General features: G+C 62.0%; 16 protein-coding genes. 7 read left to right on the top strand and 9 right to left on the bottom strand.

The annotated features are described in order from the left end of the window. Nucleotides 1–50 precede the first annotated feature (50 nt). Nucleotides 51–353, bottom strand: coding sequence for a DUF3077 domain-containing protein (locus LOY22_RS22535; protein WP_258594903.1), 303 nt, complete (start codon nt 351–353; stop codon nt 51–53). A 65-nt stretch (nt 354–418) separates the two neighbouring features. Then, a complete protein-coding gene (locus tag LOY22_RS22530; protein ID WP_258594901.1) occupies nt 419–646 on the bottom strand; it encodes a hypothetical protein in 228 nt (75 codons plus the stop codon). A gap of 466 nt (nt 647–1,112) precedes the next feature. On the opposite strand from LOY22_RS22530, the gene LOY22_RS22525 reads away from it, so the two are divergent. Continuing rightward, complete coding sequence (locus LOY22_RS22525; RefSeq protein WP_258594899.1) at nt 1,113–1,715, top strand: hypothetical protein; 603 nt, start codon at nt 1,113–1,115, stop codon at nt 1,713–1,715. Here LOY22_RS22525 and LOY22_RS22520 read toward each other — a convergent pair. Further along, nucleotides 1,712–2,587, bottom strand: a complete 876-nt coding sequence (locus tag LOY22_RS22520) for an EamA family transporter (RefSeq protein WP_258594896.1) — start codon at nt 2,585–2,587, stop codon at nt 1,712–1,714. The two genes, LOY22_RS22525 and LOY22_RS22520, sit on opposite strands and share 4 nt — an antisense overlap. 95 nt (nt 2,588–2,682) lie before the next feature. Here LOY22_RS22520 and LOY22_RS22515 point away from each other — a divergent pair, with 95 nt between their 5' ends. Both LOY22_RS22515 and LOY22_RS22510 read left to right on the top strand, forming a co-directional pair. Next, complete coding sequence (locus tag LOY22_RS22515) at nt 2,683–3,459, top strand: helix-turn-helix domain-containing protein (RefSeq protein WP_258594894.1); 777 nt, start codon at nt 2,683–2,685, stop codon at nt 3,457–3,459. Beyond that, nucleotides 3,456–4,010 (top strand): nucleotidyltransferase family protein, encoded by a 555-nt coding sequence (locus tag LOY22_RS22510; RefSeq protein ID WP_258594893.1) that lies wholly within the window; start codon nt 3,456–3,458, stop codon nt 4,008–4,010. The genes LOY22_RS22515 and LOY22_RS22510 overlap by 4 nt, the downstream gene beginning before the upstream one ends. Before the next feature lie 811 nt (nt 4,011–4,821). On the opposite strand, the gene LOY22_RS22505 is transcribed toward LOY22_RS22510, so the two are convergent. The 4 genes from LOY22_RS22505 to cra form a co-directional block, all read right to left on the bottom strand. Continuing rightward, a complete protein-coding gene (locus LOY22_RS22505; protein WP_258594890.1) occupies nt 4,822–5,535 on the bottom strand; it encodes a DUF4225 domain-containing protein in 714 nt (237 codons plus the stop codon). After that, on the bottom strand, nt 5,523–6,017 hold the full coding sequence (locus LOY22_RS22500) for an Hcp family type VI secretion system effector (protein ID WP_123566525.1): 495 nt from the start codon (nt 6,015–6,017) through the stop codon (nt 5,523–5,525). The genes LOY22_RS22505 and LOY22_RS22500 overlap by 13 nt, the downstream gene beginning before the upstream one ends. 98 nt (nt 6,018–6,115) lie before the next feature. Then, nucleotides 6,116–6,895, bottom strand: coding sequence for a TatD family hydrolase (locus LOY22_RS22495; RefSeq protein ID WP_258594888.1), 780 nt, complete (start codon nt 6,893–6,895; stop codon nt 6,116–6,118). Nucleotides 6,896–6,897: 2 nt separating this feature from the next. Further along, nucleotides 6,898–7,893, bottom strand: a complete 996-nt coding sequence (gene cra / locus LOY22_RS22490) for a catabolite repressor/activator (protein ID WP_258594886.1) — start codon at nt 7,891–7,893, stop codon at nt 6,898–6,900. Nucleotides 7,894–8,317: 424 nt separating this feature from the next. Between cra and ptsP the strand changes: the two genes are divergently transcribed. Genes ptsP through LOY22_RS22475 form a run of 3 tightly spaced genes read left to right on the top strand, consistent with a single transcriptional unit; the run spans nt 8,318 to nt 13,859 of the window. Then, the gene (gene ptsP, locus LOY22_RS22485; RefSeq protein ID WP_258594884.1) at nt 8,318–11,176 is read left to right on the top strand and encodes a phosphoenolpyruvate--protein phosphotransferase; all 2,859 of its coding nucleotides are present in this window, start codon (nt 8,318–8,320) and stop codon (nt 11,174–11,176) included. Continuing rightward, nucleotides 11,176–12,126 (top strand): 1-phosphofructokinase, encoded by a 951-nt coding sequence (gene pfkB, locus LOY22_RS22480; protein ID WP_258594882.1) that lies wholly within the window; start codon nt 11,176–11,178, stop codon nt 12,124–12,126. The genes ptsP and pfkB overlap by 1 nt, the downstream gene beginning before the upstream one ends. Continuing rightward, complete coding sequence (locus LOY22_RS22475) at nt 12,123–13,859, top strand: PTS fructose-like transporter subunit IIB (protein ID WP_213603270.1); 1,737 nt, start codon at nt 12,123–12,125, stop codon at nt 13,857–13,859. The genes pfkB and LOY22_RS22475 overlap by 4 nt, the downstream gene beginning before the upstream one ends. Here the strand turns inward: LOY22_RS22475 and LOY22_RS22470 are convergent, their stop codons facing one another. Then, the gene (locus LOY22_RS22470; protein ID WP_093379533.1) at nt 13,860–14,090 is read right to left on the bottom strand and encodes a DUF3820 family protein; all 231 of its coding nucleotides are present in this window, start codon (nt 14,088–14,090) and stop codon (nt 13,860–13,862) included. Between the two features lie 201 nt (nt 14,091–14,291). Between LOY22_RS22470 and LOY22_RS22465 the strand changes: the two genes are divergently transcribed. Further along, nucleotides 14,292–14,768, top strand: coding sequence for a PA2169 family four-helix-bundle protein (locus LOY22_RS22465; RefSeq protein ID WP_045197145.1), 477 nt, complete (start codon nt 14,292–14,294; stop codon nt 14,766–14,768). Here the strand turns inward: LOY22_RS22465 and LOY22_RS22460 are convergent. Continuing rightward, nucleotides 14,765–16,258 (bottom strand): diguanylate cyclase, encoded by a 1,494-nt coding sequence (locus LOY22_RS22460; protein ID WP_258597838.1) that lies wholly within the window; start codon nt 16,256–16,258, stop codon nt 14,765–14,767. The genes LOY22_RS22465 and LOY22_RS22460 overlap by 4 nt on opposite strands. Between the last annotated feature and the right edge of the window lie 176 nt (nt 16,259–16,434).

Genomic DNA, 16,434 nt, shown 5'->3' with positions numbered 1-16,434 from the left:
GTGGGTTTCAGATTTACGCAAGCCGTGGCGCAGCAGGTTAGCAGACCATACTAAGGCGAAGAGGTTTCTACGAGACCAGGCGATTCGTTTGCCGTCGCTAAATCCTCGACCAACGCCTTCGCCATCCCACTGAGAAAATGAGCCGCACAAGTCATCGCTTCACTGTCTTCAATCATCACGTGATGAGTCAGCTTGCTCACGCAGCCCATCAACAAAGCTGCCTGTTCCAGCACAAATTCCACACTGTGCCCTGGCTCAACCCGAAACAGTCGTTCGGTGGTCTTCCCGCCCGGGCCTTCGCCGAAGGTGCCGACGCCTATCGTTTTCAGAGCTGAAGCATGATCATCGTTCATCCGTACCTCCCAAAGCAGGCAGCCAGCATTGCCCAGGCAACACTGGCGCTCTTCTGAAATTGACCTCAGTGCTTCAACTGAACCTTGCTCAAAGCCACTTCAATCAAGCTTCGGGCGTGTTCAATCTCGTGCATGGTGGCCAAGGTCAGTACTTGCTCAGGCGGCCTGGGATGGAGCAGCACGGTCTGCTGAGCAATAGTCAGCGCACGGACCAAATATCCGGACGTCTGGACGAGAAGGTCTTCAATGGATTGGTCGGGATGATGCGGAGGATCTGGGACGATTTTTAACATGGTGTCTCCCCGGTGAATGGAGCCGCCACGAATCTGCTGTCAAACAAATGGGTGGCAACTGTACGCGGGTTGACAGACCGAACACCGGAGAACTCGGCGCACACGAAGGTGCCCCACGTACAATCGCCATAAAGGCTTGCACATGTCCACGGTGTAGTCGGCCTGTCAAAACCGGTCGCTGAAATTGCCAACGACCGGCCGAGACTAGTGTCCTCCCGGGACCACTGCAATGCTTTGAAAGCGGCAAAAGTATGATTGGGAAATGGACTACATGGAATCAGGAAATTCTGAAGATTTCCGCCGTTAAAGTACCGTTCTCGCGAATATTCGTTACAAATCCACGCTCCATGCTGGTGACCCTGCCATCACCCACGCCATCATAGGAGGTCACCGCAACCTGGCCCGGCCAGGCGCTGCGTTTTATACGAAGGGCAACGAAAGCCCTCTTTTTCTGCTGGGGCGATGGATGAAACAAGGGCGAGTGTGGGCGCTGCTGTTGATGGTTGCGGTCTTGTCGGGCTGCGCCACGGCGCCGCCGAGGGATCAGAACAATCTGTGCAATATCTACCGCCAGTACCCGGACTGGTACGAAGATTCGCTGAAGATGCAGCAGCAGTTCGGCACGCCGCAACATGTGGCGATGGCGATCATGAAGCAGGAAAGCAGCTTCGTCTCCGATGCGCTGCCGCCCCGCGACTACTTGCTGTGGGTAATTCCGTGGGGGCGGGTGAGTTCGGCCTATGGTTATGCACAGGCCCAGGACCCGGTCTGGGGTGAGTACAAATCCGGCACCGGCAATGGCGGCTCGCGCGATAACTTCGATGACGCGGTGATGTTCATCGGCTGGTACACCGCCGGCACCCAGCGCCAGTTGGGGATTTCCAAGTGGGATACCTACAACCAGTACCTGGCTTATCACGAAGGGCGCGGCGGTTTTAGTCGTGGGACTTATCGCAGCAAGCCGTGGCTGATGCAGGTGGCGCGCAAGGTAGAGGCGCAGTCGCGGGTCTATGGCGCCCAGCTCAAGGCCTGTCGCCAGGAGCTGGAGGATGATCGCGGTTGGTTTTAGACCGTTCGGCGCAGTAGCGGGCGGGTCTTGATCAGCCCCGCCGCAAGGGCCGCCAGAATCAGGGCAATGGCGATGCCTTCGTTGCGCTCGATGTGGTGGCCGAGCATGACGATGGAGCCGGCGATGCCGAATATCGGGATCAGCAACGACAGCGGCGCAACGGTTGAAACCGGGTATTCGCGCAGCAACAGGTTCCAGCCCCAGTAGCAGAAGTGCGTCGCCGCGTAGACCTGGAACAACAGCGATAGCAGGGCGATGCCCTCAAGGTGGCTGGCCAGGGCGGTGAACGGCGCGCTGCCCTGGCTGAGCCAGGTGAGCAGCAGCAAGGGGATCGGCGGGAAGAGGCTGGCCCACACTACAAAGGCAAACATCTCACGCACTTTCGAGCGTTTGATGATGACGTTGCCAACGCTCCAGCTGAAGGCGCTGACCAGCAATACGCTGTACCCCACGGTCGTCGCCTGGCCGGGGCTGCTGGCGATAATGCAGAGCAAGCCGAGGGCTGCGAGTAGCACGCCAACGCACTGGCCAAGGCTCATGCCTTCGCGAAACAGCAGCACGGCCCAACCCAAGGTGAAGAAGGCACTGAACTGGATCAGCAGGGCAGCGGTGCCGGGTGGCACGCCCAGGCTGATCCCTAAGTTGATCAGCGCCCACATTGCCACGCCGAAGATCAAGCCATAGGCGGCCAACCAACCCAGGGCCACGGGCGGGCGTTTGATGAAGAATACCCAGGGTAGGGCGGCGAGGCCGAAGCGCAGGGCGGTAAGCAACAGCGGGTCGATCTCGGCCAGGGCCAGTTTGCTGATGGGGAAGTTCAGGCCCCAGACGGCGGTCACCAGCACGGCGAGCAGCAAGTGTTTTGGTTGCATGGTGTTGTTATCCACAGGCGGGCAGGGCGCCACTATGCGCAATGCAGGCGCTGGCCCGCTTGCGTTATCGGGTCGCAGGCCGGTAGATTCGGGCCATGATTGAAATTGACCCGTCTGAACACATTCCCCGCGATGTAGTGGTGACCGCCGTTGATTATGCCGATGGCCATCACTTCGCGCTGCATACCCACCAGCGCGGGCAGTTCGCCTACGCGGCCTGTGGGGTGATTACCGTGTTCACCCGCCAGGGCAACTGGGTGGTGCCGCCGCAACGGGCGATCTGGGTGCCGGCGCAGGTGCCCCATGAGATGGTCATGAGCGGGCCGGTGACCATGCTCAACACCTATATCAGCAACGAGGCGGCGGCACGTTTGGCGCTGCCGGGGTTGTGTCAGGTGTTTGATGTGTCAGCGTTTTTGCGCCAGTTGCTGATTCAGGCAGCAGACGTGCCGGCGCTGTATGCGCAAGAACAGCGCGACGGTCATTTGATGGCCTTGCTGCTACACGAAATCGCCAGCATGGCGCCGCTGTCGCTGAATGCGCCGCTGCCGGATGATCCGCGCCTGGCCCAGGCGTGCCAGCGGCTGTTGCAGCAACCCTCGCTTGAGGTGAGCATCGATGACATGGCCCGGCAGGTGGGCCGGAGCCGGCGTACGTTTACCCGGCTGTTTCGTCAGCAAACCGGTATCAGCTTTGTCGAATGGCGCCAGCAGGCATGCCTGTTGGCAGCGGTGGTGCGCCTGGGCAATGGCGAGCCGATCACCCGGGTGGCGGTGGACCTGGGCTATAGCAGCCCGAGTGCGTTCACCAGTGTGTTTCGCAAGGTGCTGGGAGCGGCGCCGAGTCGGTATTTCAGCAAGGATGCGCTATGAATCATGAAGCACAGGTGCAGCAGATTATCTCGACCGATACGCGCCGCTGGCAGGTGCTTGAGGTGGTCCGGCGCCTGGATCTGCCGGACTGCTGGATCGGTGCCGGATTTGTGCGTAATGCGGTGTGGGATTATTTGCACGGTCGTACGCCGTCAGCGCTGACCGGGGATGTGGATGTCATCTGGTTTGATCCGGCTCGGGCAGACGCTGCCGAAGACCAACGCCTGGAAGCGACGTTGCGCGTGCTGGCTCCCGGCATCGACTGGTCGGTAAAAAACCAGGCGCGCATGCACAGCCGCAACGGCGATGCGCCCTACGGTTCATCCGCCGAAGCAATGTCCTTCTGGTGTGAAACGGCTACCGCCATTGGGGTACGGCGTACTGCCGATGACAGGTGTGAAGTGTCGGCGCCTTTGGGGCTTGATGACTTGTTCGCGCTGCTGCTCAGGCCGAGTCGGCGCTTTGTGATGGATAAGCGGCAGGTTTATGAGGAGCGGATTGCGGGTAAGGCGTGGTTGAGTAAGTGGCCACGGTTGCGGTGTGTTGGCTGATGTCCTTTTGTGGGGTGGCTGAGTCCCTGCAGAAAGCGAAAACCCGATGAAAGCTGGTGGGATCATTTCTCGCTGGGCTCGTACTCGGGTTTTATAGCTTTCGCGGATAAGCCCATCCATGAAATAGTACTAGTGCCATGGAGAGCCAATCTATGAGTGGGTAATCACCCGATGAATAGTTTTGAATTCTAAGGTAGGTGTATTTTTCATGGTTCACCAGATAGAGGTAGCAACTGCTGAAAAAGACATTGCAGGTCAAGGAGATGAGGAACTTTGTCCAGCCTAGGTCAGCCCCAGTGAAGCGCTTCTTTAATAGAAGTGCTAATGAAATGCCCAGGGTTGCAAACACGAAAAAAGCAGTAATTATCATTTTTAAATTCGTCGCATACTTTCTTGTTTGTTATGGCGTCGTTCATAATTTTAGTGGCTAGTGATACGTTTTCCAATTTTTTGAATGCGCGTACATAGGCCGTTTTCCAGAATCGGAAAGGGTGCAAGGTGAGGCGCGCTTCAGGTGGTGTTGGGCCTCATCTTCGCTTTTCTTTCTTGGGGTAGCTGAATCCATGAAAGAGAAATAGAAGTGGAGCGCACCAGCCAATAAATTGATAGTCTTCGATTATGTCGGGGCGGTATCCGAAATAAACAAAATGATCCTGTTTTGCGATTAAAAGATAGCAAACCCCAAAAAAGGCATTGTAAGCCAAGCAAAACAATAGCTTGGTCCAGCCTAAGGATGGCCCGGAAAAATGTAATTTTAAAAAAATAGAAGACGCAATGCCAATAATTGCAAATCCTATAAATGCTAATGGGATCATTTTTTTATTTCATCATGGATTTGCATTCCTGTGAGTATGTCAGCTATGACTTCGGAACCCAGCGTCCCTGCCCCCATATTTTTATAGCCCCGCTCGAAGTCAGATTTCAGGTAGCGAAATAAGCGCCAGGAGTCTTTCTTGAGAACATGTCTGCCGAAGCCGTAAGCCGATAAACCTAAGTCAATACTGTTGTATGCGATATTTCCTTCGCGATTTTGAAAGCCGGCCGTTTTAGCAAGGGACTGATATCCCTTACGGACCGGACCTTCGGTATCATTGCTTCTTGTAACGAGATTTCGCCCATTTTCATAAATGTTATTTGTTCCATGTGCCATAAGTGGTACTCCAAAAAATACACATAGGGATCCAACACTGGCGTAACAAATACCTCCGCCAGCTACGACCTGAGCGGTGCCAACAGCCACACCGAATCCTTTGAAAAATATCTCCTGCGACTGTTTGAGCAAACTCCGCTGCTCCTCCTGAATTTCTCTAAGCCCTTCCTCAGGGCTCAAGCGTCGCTGCTCGACATCATCGACCACGCGCTTGGCGTAGTACGCCAGCTCGCGGTTGAATTGCATGCGTACACCATCATCCTGAAGATGTCGGGCACTGATCGAGCAGGCGTAGCTGGTCAGGCGTGCGGCGGCGCTACTGACGTCCCATAGATCGTGTGAGCGCAGTTCAGGTTTTTTCTTCATTCGCTCCATTGCTTGTCCCCCCAAAAGGCATGACCGCTGGTGCCTGCCAGGTGATGCGTCCAGAAAATGTCGCGATAGCGGATGGCAAGGTGTTCCTGGGCATCCATGTCGTGCTGGAGAACCGCGTGGGGTACATCGATTCTCAAATCGACGACCATCCCGCCCCTGAGTTCTATGGTGTAGTACTTCTCATGGTGGCCGCTGGAAGAGATTCGAAAGAAGTTGATCAGGCACTTCAGCTCCTCTCGATTGGCCAGCGCCTGAGCCAGTAACGGTGATGCCTTGTCTATGTTTTTGCTGATGACAATCGGGCGGTGGGTGGCGTTCTGGGTGTTGCCGAGGTTGGAAAGGTTATGACTGTACGCCAGCACCATGATCTCGTCGCAATGCCCGGACTGATACTTGTTGCCCATTGAGTCTGCGGTGGAGCAGCCAGCCGAGATCAACCCTTGCTGCCTGCCGGTGATGGTCATGTATCCATGATTGGCCATAAGCGTTACTCCCTGTAGTCAGAGAGCGCAGCCTAGATTCGAATAAGTTGATGGGTATGTAGGTCGTTTCCGAAAATTGTCGCTTTGGCCTGAAAGATTTACGCCCAGCCAAACAACTCACAAGCATTACCCGTACTCACCTCAGCCAACCGCTCAACCTCAATCCCCATGATCGCGGCCAGCGCCTGGGCAATCTGCGGCAGGTGCTCCGGGCTGTTGCGCACGCCGGGGAACATCACCGGGGCCATGTCTGGCGCGTCGGTTTCCAGCACCACGCTGTCGAGCGGTAACTGTGGCAGCACCTTGTGCAAGCGCAGCGCCTGCGGCCAGGTCGCGGCGCCGCCGAGGCCGAGTTTGAAGCCGAGCTTGTGGTACTCGCGGGCTTCTTCGACGCTGCCGGCAAAGGCGTGGATGATGCCGCCGCGCTTGAGTTTGTAGCGTTTGAGCGTGGCGATCACCACGGCGTGGCTGCGGCGCACGTGCAGCAGGGCGGGCAGGTTGCAGTCTGCGGCCAGTTGCAGTTGTGCTTCGAACAGCGCCTGCTGGCGTTCGCGGTCGAGTTCGGGCAGGTAGTAATCCAGGCCGAACTCACCGACGGCACACAGCTGGCGCTCGCCCCGCAGGCGGGTCAGCCAATCGCCCAATTCGACAAGGTGCTCGGGGCGGTGCTGGTCGAGGTAGACCGGGTGCAGGCCGAACGCGGCATAAAGCTGCGCGTCGCTGCGCACCAGGTCCCAGATCCGCTGCCAGTTGCTTTGATACACCCCCAGCACCACCATGCGCTCGACCCCACTGGCCCGGGCGTTGGCCATTAAGGCCGGGCGGTCGGGGTCGAAGTCTGGAAAGTCCAGGTGGGTGTGGGTGTCGATCAGGCGCATATTCAGGCCGGGAAGATTCGCTGTTTGAAGGTTCGACCGATGGCGTGCACGCCCGGTTGGTATTGCTTCTGTTCAACGGCGGCGAGGGCCAGCTTGAGCGCGGTTTCGGCAATCAGGCCGTGTTGCTGGGCCATGGCGTTGACCGGCAGCGGCAGGAAGTCGAGCAGTTGGTTGTCACCGAAGGTGCCCAGTTGCAGGCGGCGCGAGTCGGCCGGGCGTGCTTGCAGTACGTCGAACACGCCTTGCAGCAGCACGTAGGAGGTGGTCACCAAGGCGTCGGGCAAGCGGCCGAGGTCTTCGAGCAACTGGTTCATCAGGCGCTGGCCGCACTCGCGGCTGAAGGCTTCGCCTTGCAGGCGGCTGACGTTACCGCCGAAGCCTTCCAGGGCCTGGTCGAAGCCGCCGGCGCGGGCCTGGCTGACGCTCAGCTCCGGGCGCGCGCCGATCAGGGCGATGTGCGCAGGCTGGGTGGCCAACAGGCTGCGGGTCAGTTGCTGGCTGGCGTTGCGGTCGTCGCTGACGATCGAGCAGAAGTGCACGGGGTCGAGGCTGCGGTCGATGGCGATGATCGGCATGCCCTTGGCTTGCAGTTCGCGGTAGCTGTCGTCTTCTGGCGGCAGGCAGCTGGCGACGAACAGGGCGTCGCAACGGCGGGCGCGAAACAGCTGCTGCAGCTGGCGCTCGCTGTCGGGCTGGTCGTCGCTGCTGGCGATCAGCAGTTGGTAACCCTGGGCCCGGGCGCGTTGTTCCAGTTGCTTGGCGATGCGCGCGTAGCTGGGGTTTTCCAGGTCGGGGAGGATGAAGCCGAGGGTACGCGTGTGCCGGCTGCGCAAACCTGCAGCCTGGGGGTTAGGGGTAAAGCCGTGGGCTTCGACCACCGCCTGCACCCGCTCGACAGTGCTTTTGCTGATGCGTTGCTGTTCGGCCTTGCCATTGATGACGTAGCTGGCGGTGGTGACGGACACACCGGCCAGACGCGCGATATCGCTGAGTTTCACCGCATTTTCCTTGTTATTACCGAGACTGGCTGCAAAGCCTGACCGGGTATTGTCGCCGATCCTGGAAGGATGGCGCAGACGACCATTGTCGCAATTGTCCTACAACATGGGCAATGTTGTTCACAGTTGGAGCGCAGTACCTGTAGGAGCGGGCTTGCCCCGCGATGAGGCAAGTACAGCCCACACATCATTACGACCGCTTCGCATTCGATCGCAGGGCAAGCCCGCTCCTATAGCAATACGACAAGCAGGGCTTCATTCATCCCACATTATCGAGTAACGTGCTCGTGAATCTAGATTAAACGTTTCAGCAGGCGATTTACTGCCGATCCTTTCGCCTGGACAGGGCCATTGCAACTGGCCCTTAGCTGAACAATTCACAACAATACCTCAGCACCGCCCTGGTGCTGCAAAGGAGAAGGTCATGCTCGAGCTCACCGTGGAGCAGATATCCATGGGCCAGTCGGCTGTGGATAAGTCGGCGGCGCTGCACCTGTTGGCCGAGCGCCTGGTCAGCGACGGCCTGGTTGCCGAAGGCTATCTGGCCGGCCTGCAAGCCCGTGAAGCGCAAGGCTCGACCTTCCTCGGCCAAGGTATTGCCATCCCCCACGGCACCCCCGCAACCCGCGAGCTGGTGCATGCCACCGGCGTGCGCCTGCTGCAGTTTCCCGAAGGCGTGGACTGGGGCGATGGCCAGATCGTCTACCTGGCCATTGGCATCGCCGCCCGCTCCGATGAGCACCTGCGCCTGTTGCAACTGCTGACCCGCGCCCTGGGCGAGACCGATCTGGCCGAAGCCCTGCGCCGTGCCAGCTCTGCCGAGGCATTGCTGAAGTTGCTGCAAGGCGCGCCGCAGGAGTTGGCGCTGGATGCGCAGATGATCGGCCTGGGCGTGCCCGCCGAAGATTTTGACGAGCTGGTATGGCGCGCCGCACGCCTGCTGACCCGCGCGCAGTGTGTCGGCGGCGGCTTTGCCGGGGTGTTGCAGCAGCTCGACCCGCTGCCGCTGGGCGAGGGCCTGTGGTGGCTGCACAGCGAGCAGGCGGTGCGCCAGCCGGGCCTGGCCTTCGTCACCCCGCAGCAACCGCTGCGCCACAATGGCCAGCCGGTGCAGGGCCTGTTCTGCCTGGCCAGCCTTGGCGCTGCGCATCAGGCCTTGCTTGAGCGCCTGTGCACGCTGTTGATCGAAGGCCGCGGCCAGGAGCTGTGCCGCGCCACCAACAGCCGCACCGTGCTGGAAGTGCTGGGTGGCGAGCTGCCTGCCGACTGGCCCAGCGCGCGTATCGGCCTGGCCAACGCCCACGGCCTGCATGCGCGGCCGGCCAAGGAGCTGGCGCAACTGGCGAAAAACTTTGATGGCGAGATTCGCCTGCGCCTGGTCGACAGCGGCCAGCCGGCGGTGTCGGCCAAGAGCCTGAGCAAGCTGCTGAGTCTCGGCGCCCGGCGTGGGCAGATGCTGGAAATCATCGCCGAGCCGAGCATTGCCAACGATGCCTTGCCGGCGTTGCTGGCCGCGATTGAAGCGGGCCTGGGCGAGGAGGTGGAGGCGCTTGCGCCGGTGGTCGAGGCGGTCATCGACGTGCTGGCCGAGCCTGAGCTTGTGCCACCGGCAGCGGGCGCGCTGATCCACGGCGTTGCCGCCGCGCCGGGCATTGCCAGCGGCCCGGCGCATATCCAGGTATTGCGCGAGTTCGACTACCCGTTGCGCGGTGAGTCGCTGCCCATCGAGCGGCAACGCCTGCAGCAAGCGTTGGCCAATGTGAACCACGAAATCGAAGCGCTGACCCAGCGCAGCCCGGCCAAGGCCATCCGCGAGATTTTCGTCACCCACCAGGAGATGCTCGCCGACCCGGACCTCAGCGACGAAGTCGACCAGCGCCTGCGCCAGGGCGAAAGCGCCGCCGCTGCGTGGATGGCGGTGATCGATGCCGCCGCGCGCCAGCAGGAGTCCTTGCACGACGCGCTGCTTGCCGAACGTGCCGCCGACCTGCGCGATATCGGCCGGCGGGTATTGGCCCAACTGTGTGGCGAAGCCGACGTGCCGGCGCCGGAGCAACCCTATGTGTTGGTGATGGAGGAGGTCGGCCCCTCCGATGTGGCGCGCCTCGACCCACAACGGGTAGCCGGGATTCTGACCGCTCGGGGCGGCGCCACCGCCCACAGCGCCATCGTCGCTCGTGCCCTGGGCATCCCCGCTGTGGTGGGGGCGGGCGACGCCGTGCTGCTGATTGCCCCGGGCACGCCGCTGCTGCTCGACGGCCAGCGCGGGCGCCTGACCGTCGCCCCCGCCGCTGACCAACTCGAACGGGCCCTGGCTGAACGCGACCGCCGCGAGCAACGCCTGCAGGCCGCCAAGGCCCGGCGCCTGGAGCCTGCAATCACCCGCGACGGCCATGCCATCGAGGTGTTCGCCAATATCGGCGAAAGCGCCGGGATCGAAGCGGTGGTTGATCAGGGCGCCGAAGGCGTTGGCCTGCTGCGCACCGAACTGATCTTCATGGCCCACCCGCAAGCCCCCGATGAAGCCGAGCAAGAGGCCGAGTACCGCCGCGTGCTCGATGGCCTTGCTGGCCGGCCGCTGGTGGTACGCACCCTCGATGTCGGCGGCGACAAACCCTTGCCTTACTGGCCGATCGCCAAGGAAGAAAATCCCTTCCTCGGCGTGCGCGGCATTCGCCTGACCCTGCAACGCCCGCAGGTGATGGAAAGCCAGCTGCGCGCCTTGCTGCGCGCTGCTGGCGACCGGCCGTTGCGGATCATGTTCCCGATGGTCGGCCAGCTCGAAGAGTGGCGCCAGGCGCGGGCCATGGTCGAGCGCCTGCGCGAGGAAATCAGCGTCAGCGACCTGCAACTGGGGATCATGATCGAGGTGCCATCGGCCGCCTTGCTGGCGCCGGTGCTGGCCCAGGAAGTGGACTTTTTCAGCGTCGGCACCAACGACCTGACCCAGTACACCCTGGCCATCGACCGCGGCCACCCGAGCCTTTCGGCGCAAGCCGACGGCCTGCACCCGGCGGTGCTGCAACTGATCGACATCACCGTGCGCGCCGCCCATGCCCATGGCAAATGGGTCGGCGTGTGCGGCGAGCTGGCGGCCGATCCGCAGGCGGTGGCGCTGCTGCTCGGCCTTGGCGTCGATGAGCTGAGCGTTGCTGCGCGCAGCATCGCCGAGGTGAAAGCCGAAGTACGTGAACTGAACTTTGAACATGCCCAAAAGCTTGCGCGCCAAGCCTTGCTGCAGGGCAGTGCCGGCGCAGTGCGGGCACTGCTGGAGACCCGTTGATGGCCAAGATACTGACCCTGACCCTGAACCCGGCGCTGGACCTTACCGTCCGCCTCGACAGCCTGCAGGCCGGCCAGGTCAACCGCAGCCAGGCGCAGCACAGCCATGCCGCCGGCAAGGGCCTGAACGTTGCCCAGGTGCTGGCCGACCTTGGCCATAGCGTGACGGTGGGCGGCTTTCTCGGTCGCGACAACCTGGCGCCGTTCGAGGCCCTGATCGGCCGCCGCGGCTTTGCCGATTGCTTCGTGCGGGTAGCCGGCGAGACCCGCTGCAACATCAAGCTGGTCGAAGCCTGCGGCCAGGTCACCGATATCAACGGCCCCGGCCCGCAGGTCGATGAGCAGGCGCGTCTGGAACTGCTGACCCACCTGGAGCAGATCGCCCCCGGTCACGCTGCGGTGGTGGTCGCCGGCAGCCTGCCGCAGGGCATCAGCCCGCAGTGGTTGCAGATGCTCCTGGCCCGGCTCAAGGCCATGGGCCTGAAAGTGGCTCTGGACACTAGCGGTGAAGCCTTGCGGGCCGGGCTTGCCTGCGGGCCGTGGCTGGTCAAGCCGAACACCGATGAGCTGAGCGAAGTGCTTGGCACTGCGGTGCATGATGTTGCCCAGCAGCAACAAGCTGCAACCCGGTTGATCGGCCAGGGTGTCGAACATGTGGTGGTGTCCCAGGGCGAGCAGGGCGTCAACTGGTTCCGCCAGGGCAGCGTCCTCAGCGCCGTGCCGCCCAAGGTCACGGTAGCCAGTACCGTCGGCGCCGGCGATTCGCTGCTGGCAGGCATGGTCCATGGCCTGCTGAGCGCCGACACGCCGGCGCAAACCCTGCGCCGGGCCACGGCGATTGCCGCCCAGGCGGTGACCCAGATCGGTTTCGGCATCAACGACCGGGCGCAACTGGCGCAACTGGAAAGCCAGGTGCAGCTGACAGAAGAACAACAAGAGGCTTGCAGATGAACATTGCCATCGTCACCGCCTGCCCCAATGGCCAGGTCTCCAGTGTGCTCAGTGCGCGCCTGCTGGAAGCGGCCGCGCTGCGCCAGGGCTGGAGCACCAGCGTTGAAGTGCACGACCCGCAGCAACCCGAGCGGCAGTTATCGGCGGCGGCGATCGCTGCCGCCGACTGGGTGCTGGTGGTCAACACCGGCCCGCTGGAGCTGCGCCGTTTCGCCGGCAAGCGCCTGTACCAGAGCACCCCGGCGCAAGCCCTGGCGGATGTCGAAAACTTTCTCCGTGAAGCGGCCGAAAAGGCTGTGGTTTATCAGCCCGAAGCCGAGCCGGTTGCAGCGCCGGTAGAGCGCAGCGCGAAGATTGTCGCGGTCACTGCCTGCCCGACTGGCGTCGCCCATACCTTCATGGCCGCCGAGGCCTTGCAGCAGGCGGCGCAGCAGCTGGGCTACCAGCTCAGCGTCGAGACCCAGGGCTCGGTGGGGGCGCGTAACCCCTTGTCGGCAGCGGCCATTGCCGACGCCGACGTGGTGCTGCTGGCCGCTGATATCGAGGTGCCCACCGCGCGCTTTGCCGGCAAGCGCATCTACCGCTGCGGCACCGGCGTTGCCCTCAAGCAGGCCCAGGCGACACTGAAAAAAGCCCTGGCCGAAGCCCGCGAAGAAGCTGCCGCGCAAGGTGCAAACGCAGCGCCTGCGCGCAGCGAAAAAACCGGGGTGTACAAGCACCTGCTCACCGGCGTGTCGTTCATGCTGCCGATGGTGGTGGCCGGCGGTTTGCTGATCGCGCTGTCGTTTGTGTTCGGTATCGAGGCTTACAAAGAGCCCGGCACCCTGCCTGCAGCATTGATGCAAATCGGCGGTGACGCGGCGTTCAAACTGATGGTGCCGCTGCTGGCCGGTTACATCGCTTATTCGATAGCCGACCGTCCGGGGCTGGCGCCGGGGATGATTGGCGGCTTGCTCGCCAGTACCTTGGGCGCGGGGTTTATCGGCGGGATCGTCGCAGGCTTTCTCGCCGGTTACAGCGCCAAGGCCATCAGCCGCTGGGCGCGCCTGCCCAGCAGCCTTGAGGCGCTCAAGCCGATCCTGATCATCCCGCTGCTGGCCAGCCTGTTCACCGGCCTGGTGATGATTTACGTGGTCGGCAAGCCGGTGGCCGGCATGCTCGAAGGCCTGACCCATTTTCTCGACAGCATGGGCACCACCAACGCGATTCTGCTCGGCGTGCTGCTCGGCGGGATGATGTGCGTCGACCTCGGCGGGCCGATCAACAAGGCGGCCTATGCATTCTCGGTCGGGCTGCTGGCGTCACAGAGTTATGCACCGATGGCCGCGACCATGGCCGCCGGCATGGTGCCGCCGATTGGCCTGGGCATCGCCAGCTTCATCGCCCGGCGCAAGTTCGCCCAGAGCGAGCGCGAAGCCGGCAAGGCGGCGCTGGTGCTGGGCCTGTGCTTTATTTCCGAGGGGGCGATTCCGTTTGCCGCCAAAGACCCGCTGCGGGTGATCCCGGCCAGCGTCGTCGGCGGTGCGCTGACCGGCGCCTTGTCGATGTACTTCGGCTGCAAGCTGATGGCGCCCCATGGCGGCCTGTTCGTCATGCTGATCCCCAATGCGATCAACCATGCCGTGTTGTACTTGCTGGCGATCGTCGCCGGCAGCCTGCTGACGGCAGTGGTGTATGCCGTGCTCAAGCGTGGTGAAGGGGTGGAACTGACAGTGCAGCCGGCCAAGGCCTGATCAGTTGCGCGGGCGCGGGTACTTCTTGCGCAGGGGGACCAGCAGGTCGCTCAGGCCGTTGTGATCGACCTCGTGCATCAGCGCCAGCAGGCTACCCAGCTCGCCCTTGGGAAAGCCCTGGCGGGCGAACCAGTTGAGGTAGTGACCAGGCAGGTCGGCGATCAGCCGGCCCTGGTATTTGCCGTAGGGCATTTCGCGGGTGACCAGCAGGACGAGGGCTTCCGGGTTCATGGCAAGGCTGTTCTTTGAAGAGGTGGGCCAACATACATGCAATCTGCATGAAGGCCAAAGGACAGTTCATGCAGAACGCGTGCAAGTGATAAGTTCATTTAATTTCAAGTTATTGAAAGTTAACGATATTTTTTATGTTCGCCGGCTGGCACGAACCCTGCTCCGATCTATTGCACTTCCCTCATGCAAAGGAGCAACGTCATGACTACCCCCAACAAAGAAGTGGTCTCGGTTCTCAACGAACTGATCGAGTTCAGCAAGGATGGCGAAAAGGGTTTCAAAACCTCTGCCGAGGATGTGAAAAATCCGCAGCTCAAAAGCTACTTCATCCAGCGTGCCGGTGAGTGCGGTAGCGCCGCCGCCGAACTGCAACAGCAAGTGCGCAGCCTGGGCGGCGACCCGGAAACCTCCACCAGCGTCAGCGGTGACCTGCACCGTGGTTGGGTCAACCTGAAGTCGATGCTCACCGGCAAGGATGAAGAAGCGGTGCTCAACGAAGTCGAGCGCGGCGAGGACCACGCCCTGAAAGCCTACAAGGACGCCCTGGAAAAACTGGCTCGCCTCAACACCCTGCCAAGCAGCGAGGTGTACGCCCTGGTTGAACGCCAGTACCACGGTGTGCAGCGTAACCATGACCAGGTCAAGGCCCTGCGCAACCAGGCTCGCGCCAGCTCTTAACGCGCAGCCTCGACCCGGTTGCGGCCGTTGCCCTTGGCACGGTAAAGCGCCTCGTCGGCATCGCCCAGCAAGGTCGCAAGATCTTGCTGGGCGCCTGGCGTGTGGCAACCGATGCCGATACTGACGGTCACCGGCGCTGTGTCAGCGCCAAACGGCGGCAACGCCTCGACGGCTGCGCGAATGCGTTCGGCCAGCAGCAGTGCCCCCGGCAGTTCAGTTTCCGGCAACACCACCAGAAATTCCTCACCCCCATAGCGTGCGGCCAGGTCGGCCGGGCGGCGAATGCTGCTGGCAATCGCTGCGGCCACCTGGCGCAAGGCGGCATCGCCACCCGGGTGGCCATGGCGATCGTTGAAGGCCTTGAAGTGATCGACATCGACCATCAGCACCGCCAGCGGCCGGGCATTGCGCAGGCTTCGCGCCCATTCCTGGCGCAGCACCTGGTCGAGGCGCCGGCGGTTGGCAAGGCCGGTCAGGCTGTCGGTGGCGGCCAGCGCCGCCAGGCCTTGTTCGGCGCTCTGCCGGCGGCGCAATTCGCGGCCCAATAGCAGGGTCAGCCAGAGAATGCCGATGCACAGCACGCCGGTGGCGACGCTGACCAGCACGGCGGTGCGCCGCCACGACTCGAAGACTTCGTCGGCGGAGTGGGCGACGATGACGATCAGCGGCAAGTCGCCAACCCGGGCGAAGGTAAACAGCCGTTCTTTACCGGTGCGGGTGGAAACCCCGGCAAAGGTGCCGCTGACATCGGCGCGCATGCGCTGGAAGTTCGGCCGGTCACTGTAGTTCTGGCCGATTTTTGGTTCATCCGGGCTGCCCGGCTGGCGTACCAGCAGGGCGCCGTCGGTGTTCATCAGGTTGATGCTGCTGTCGGTGCCGATGTCCAGGCGCTGGAACAGCGTGCTGAAGTACGACAGGCGCAAGGCCCCGGCAGCCACGCCGAGAAACTCGCCGTGGGGCCCGGAGATGCGCCGGCTGAAGCTGATGCACCAGTCCAGGTCGCCCAGCCGCGCCTTGAACGGCTGGCCGATGACCAGGCCCAGGTCGGGGTTGTCGCGATGCTGCTGGAAGTCCTTGCTGTCGGCGAAATTGGCCTGGCGCGGGATGGCGTTGGTGGAGTCTGCAACCACGTCGCCCTTGGCATCGAGCCAGAGGATATCGCCACGTACCGGTGCGGTAACGGCCTGGTTGAAGAGAATCTGCTGGCGCAGCTCGACCGGCACGGCGAGCAGTTCCGGGCGCTGCACGGCCCAGATCAGGCCTTGCAGGGAAAGGTCATAGAGTTCGACATTACGCACGATGTCGCTTTCGATCAGTTGCACTATGTTGCTGGCCGAGCGTGCGGCAGCCTGTTCGACGCTGCTGCGTTCGCGCATCAACAGGAAGGTGACGATGGCGACGATGGCGAGCACCGCGAGGCAACTGCCCAGGTTGAGGATCAGCTCCGGATGAGACTTGTACAGGGCGGATCGCTGGGATCGGGTGGGCAACGTCATGGTCACTGATGCCGAAGACCGTCTGGAAAGTGCGGTATTACTGCGCGGCGGCCGTATTCTAGGGGCGCGCGGATTGTCGGACAAGGATTTAATGGTGACATTCTGACGAATGTGGGAGCGGCGGTGCGGCGACCCGACTTGCCCCGCGATTGCAATGGGTCAGACCCATC

It is taken from the genome of Pseudomonas sp. B21-035, assembly GCF_024748945.1.
In the GTDB taxonomy this organism is placed as follows: domain Bacteria; phylum Pseudomonadota; class Gammaproteobacteria; order Pseudomonadales; family Pseudomonadaceae; genus Aquipseudomonas.
The sequence above is the reverse complement of the archived record's forward strand: the minus strand, read 5'-3'. Positions and strand labels throughout refer to the sequence as shown.

Bases quoted from the DNA above. Each gene is read 5' to 3' on its own strand.
- LOY22_RS22525 (WP_258594899.1), top strand. From the start codon at position 1,113: ATGAAACAAGGGCGAGTGTGGGCGCTGCTGTTGATGGTTGCGGTCTTG.
- LOY22_RS22520 (WP_258594896.1), bottom strand. From the start codon at position 2,587: ATGCAACCAAAACACTTGCTGCTCGCCGTGCTGGTGACCGCCGTCTGG.
- LOY22_RS22470 (WP_093379533.1), bottom strand. From the start codon at position 14,090: ATGAACCCGGAAGCCCTCGTCCTGCTGGTCACCCGCGAAATGCCCTAC.
- LOY22_RS22465 (WP_045197145.1), top strand. From the start codon at position 14,292: ATGACTACCCCCAACAAAGAAGTGGTCTCGGTTCTCAACGAACTGATC.
- LOY22_RS22495 (WP_258594888.1), bottom strand. From the start codon at position 6,895: ATGCGCCTGATCGACACCCACACCCACCTGGACTTTCCAGACTTCGAC.
- LOY22_RS22535 (WP_258594903.1), bottom strand. From the start codon at position 353: ATGAACGATGATCATGCTTCAGCTCTGAAAACGATAGGCGTCGGCACC.
- LOY22_RS22515 (WP_258594894.1), top strand. From the start codon at position 2,683: ATGATTGAAATTGACCCGTCTGAACACATTCCCCGCGATGTAGTGGTG.
- ptsP (WP_258594884.1), top strand. From the start codon at position 8,318: ATGCTCGAGCTCACCGTGGAGCAGATATCCATGGGCCAGTCGGCTGTG.
- LOY22_RS22530 (WP_258594901.1), bottom strand. From the start codon at position 646: ATGTTAAAAATCGTCCCAGATCCTCCGCATCATCCCGACCAATCCATT.
- LOY22_RS22510 (WP_258594893.1), top strand. From the start codon at position 3,456: ATGAATCATGAAGCACAGGTGCAGCAGATTATCTCGACCGATACGCGC.
- LOY22_RS22500 (WP_123566525.1), bottom strand. From the start codon at position 6,017: ATGGCCAATCATGGATACATGACCATCACCGGCAGGCAGCAAGGGTTG.
- pfkB (WP_258594882.1), top strand. From the start codon at position 11,176: ATGGCCAAGATACTGACCCTGACCCTGAACCCGGCGCTGGACCTTACC.
- LOY22_RS22505 (WP_258594890.1), bottom strand. From the start codon at position 5,535: ATGGAGCGAATGAAGAAAAAACCTGAACTGCGCTCACACGATCTATGG.
- LOY22_RS22475 (WP_213603270.1), top strand. From the start codon at position 12,123: ATGAACATTGCCATCGTCACCGCCTGCCCCAATGGCCAGGTCTCCAGT.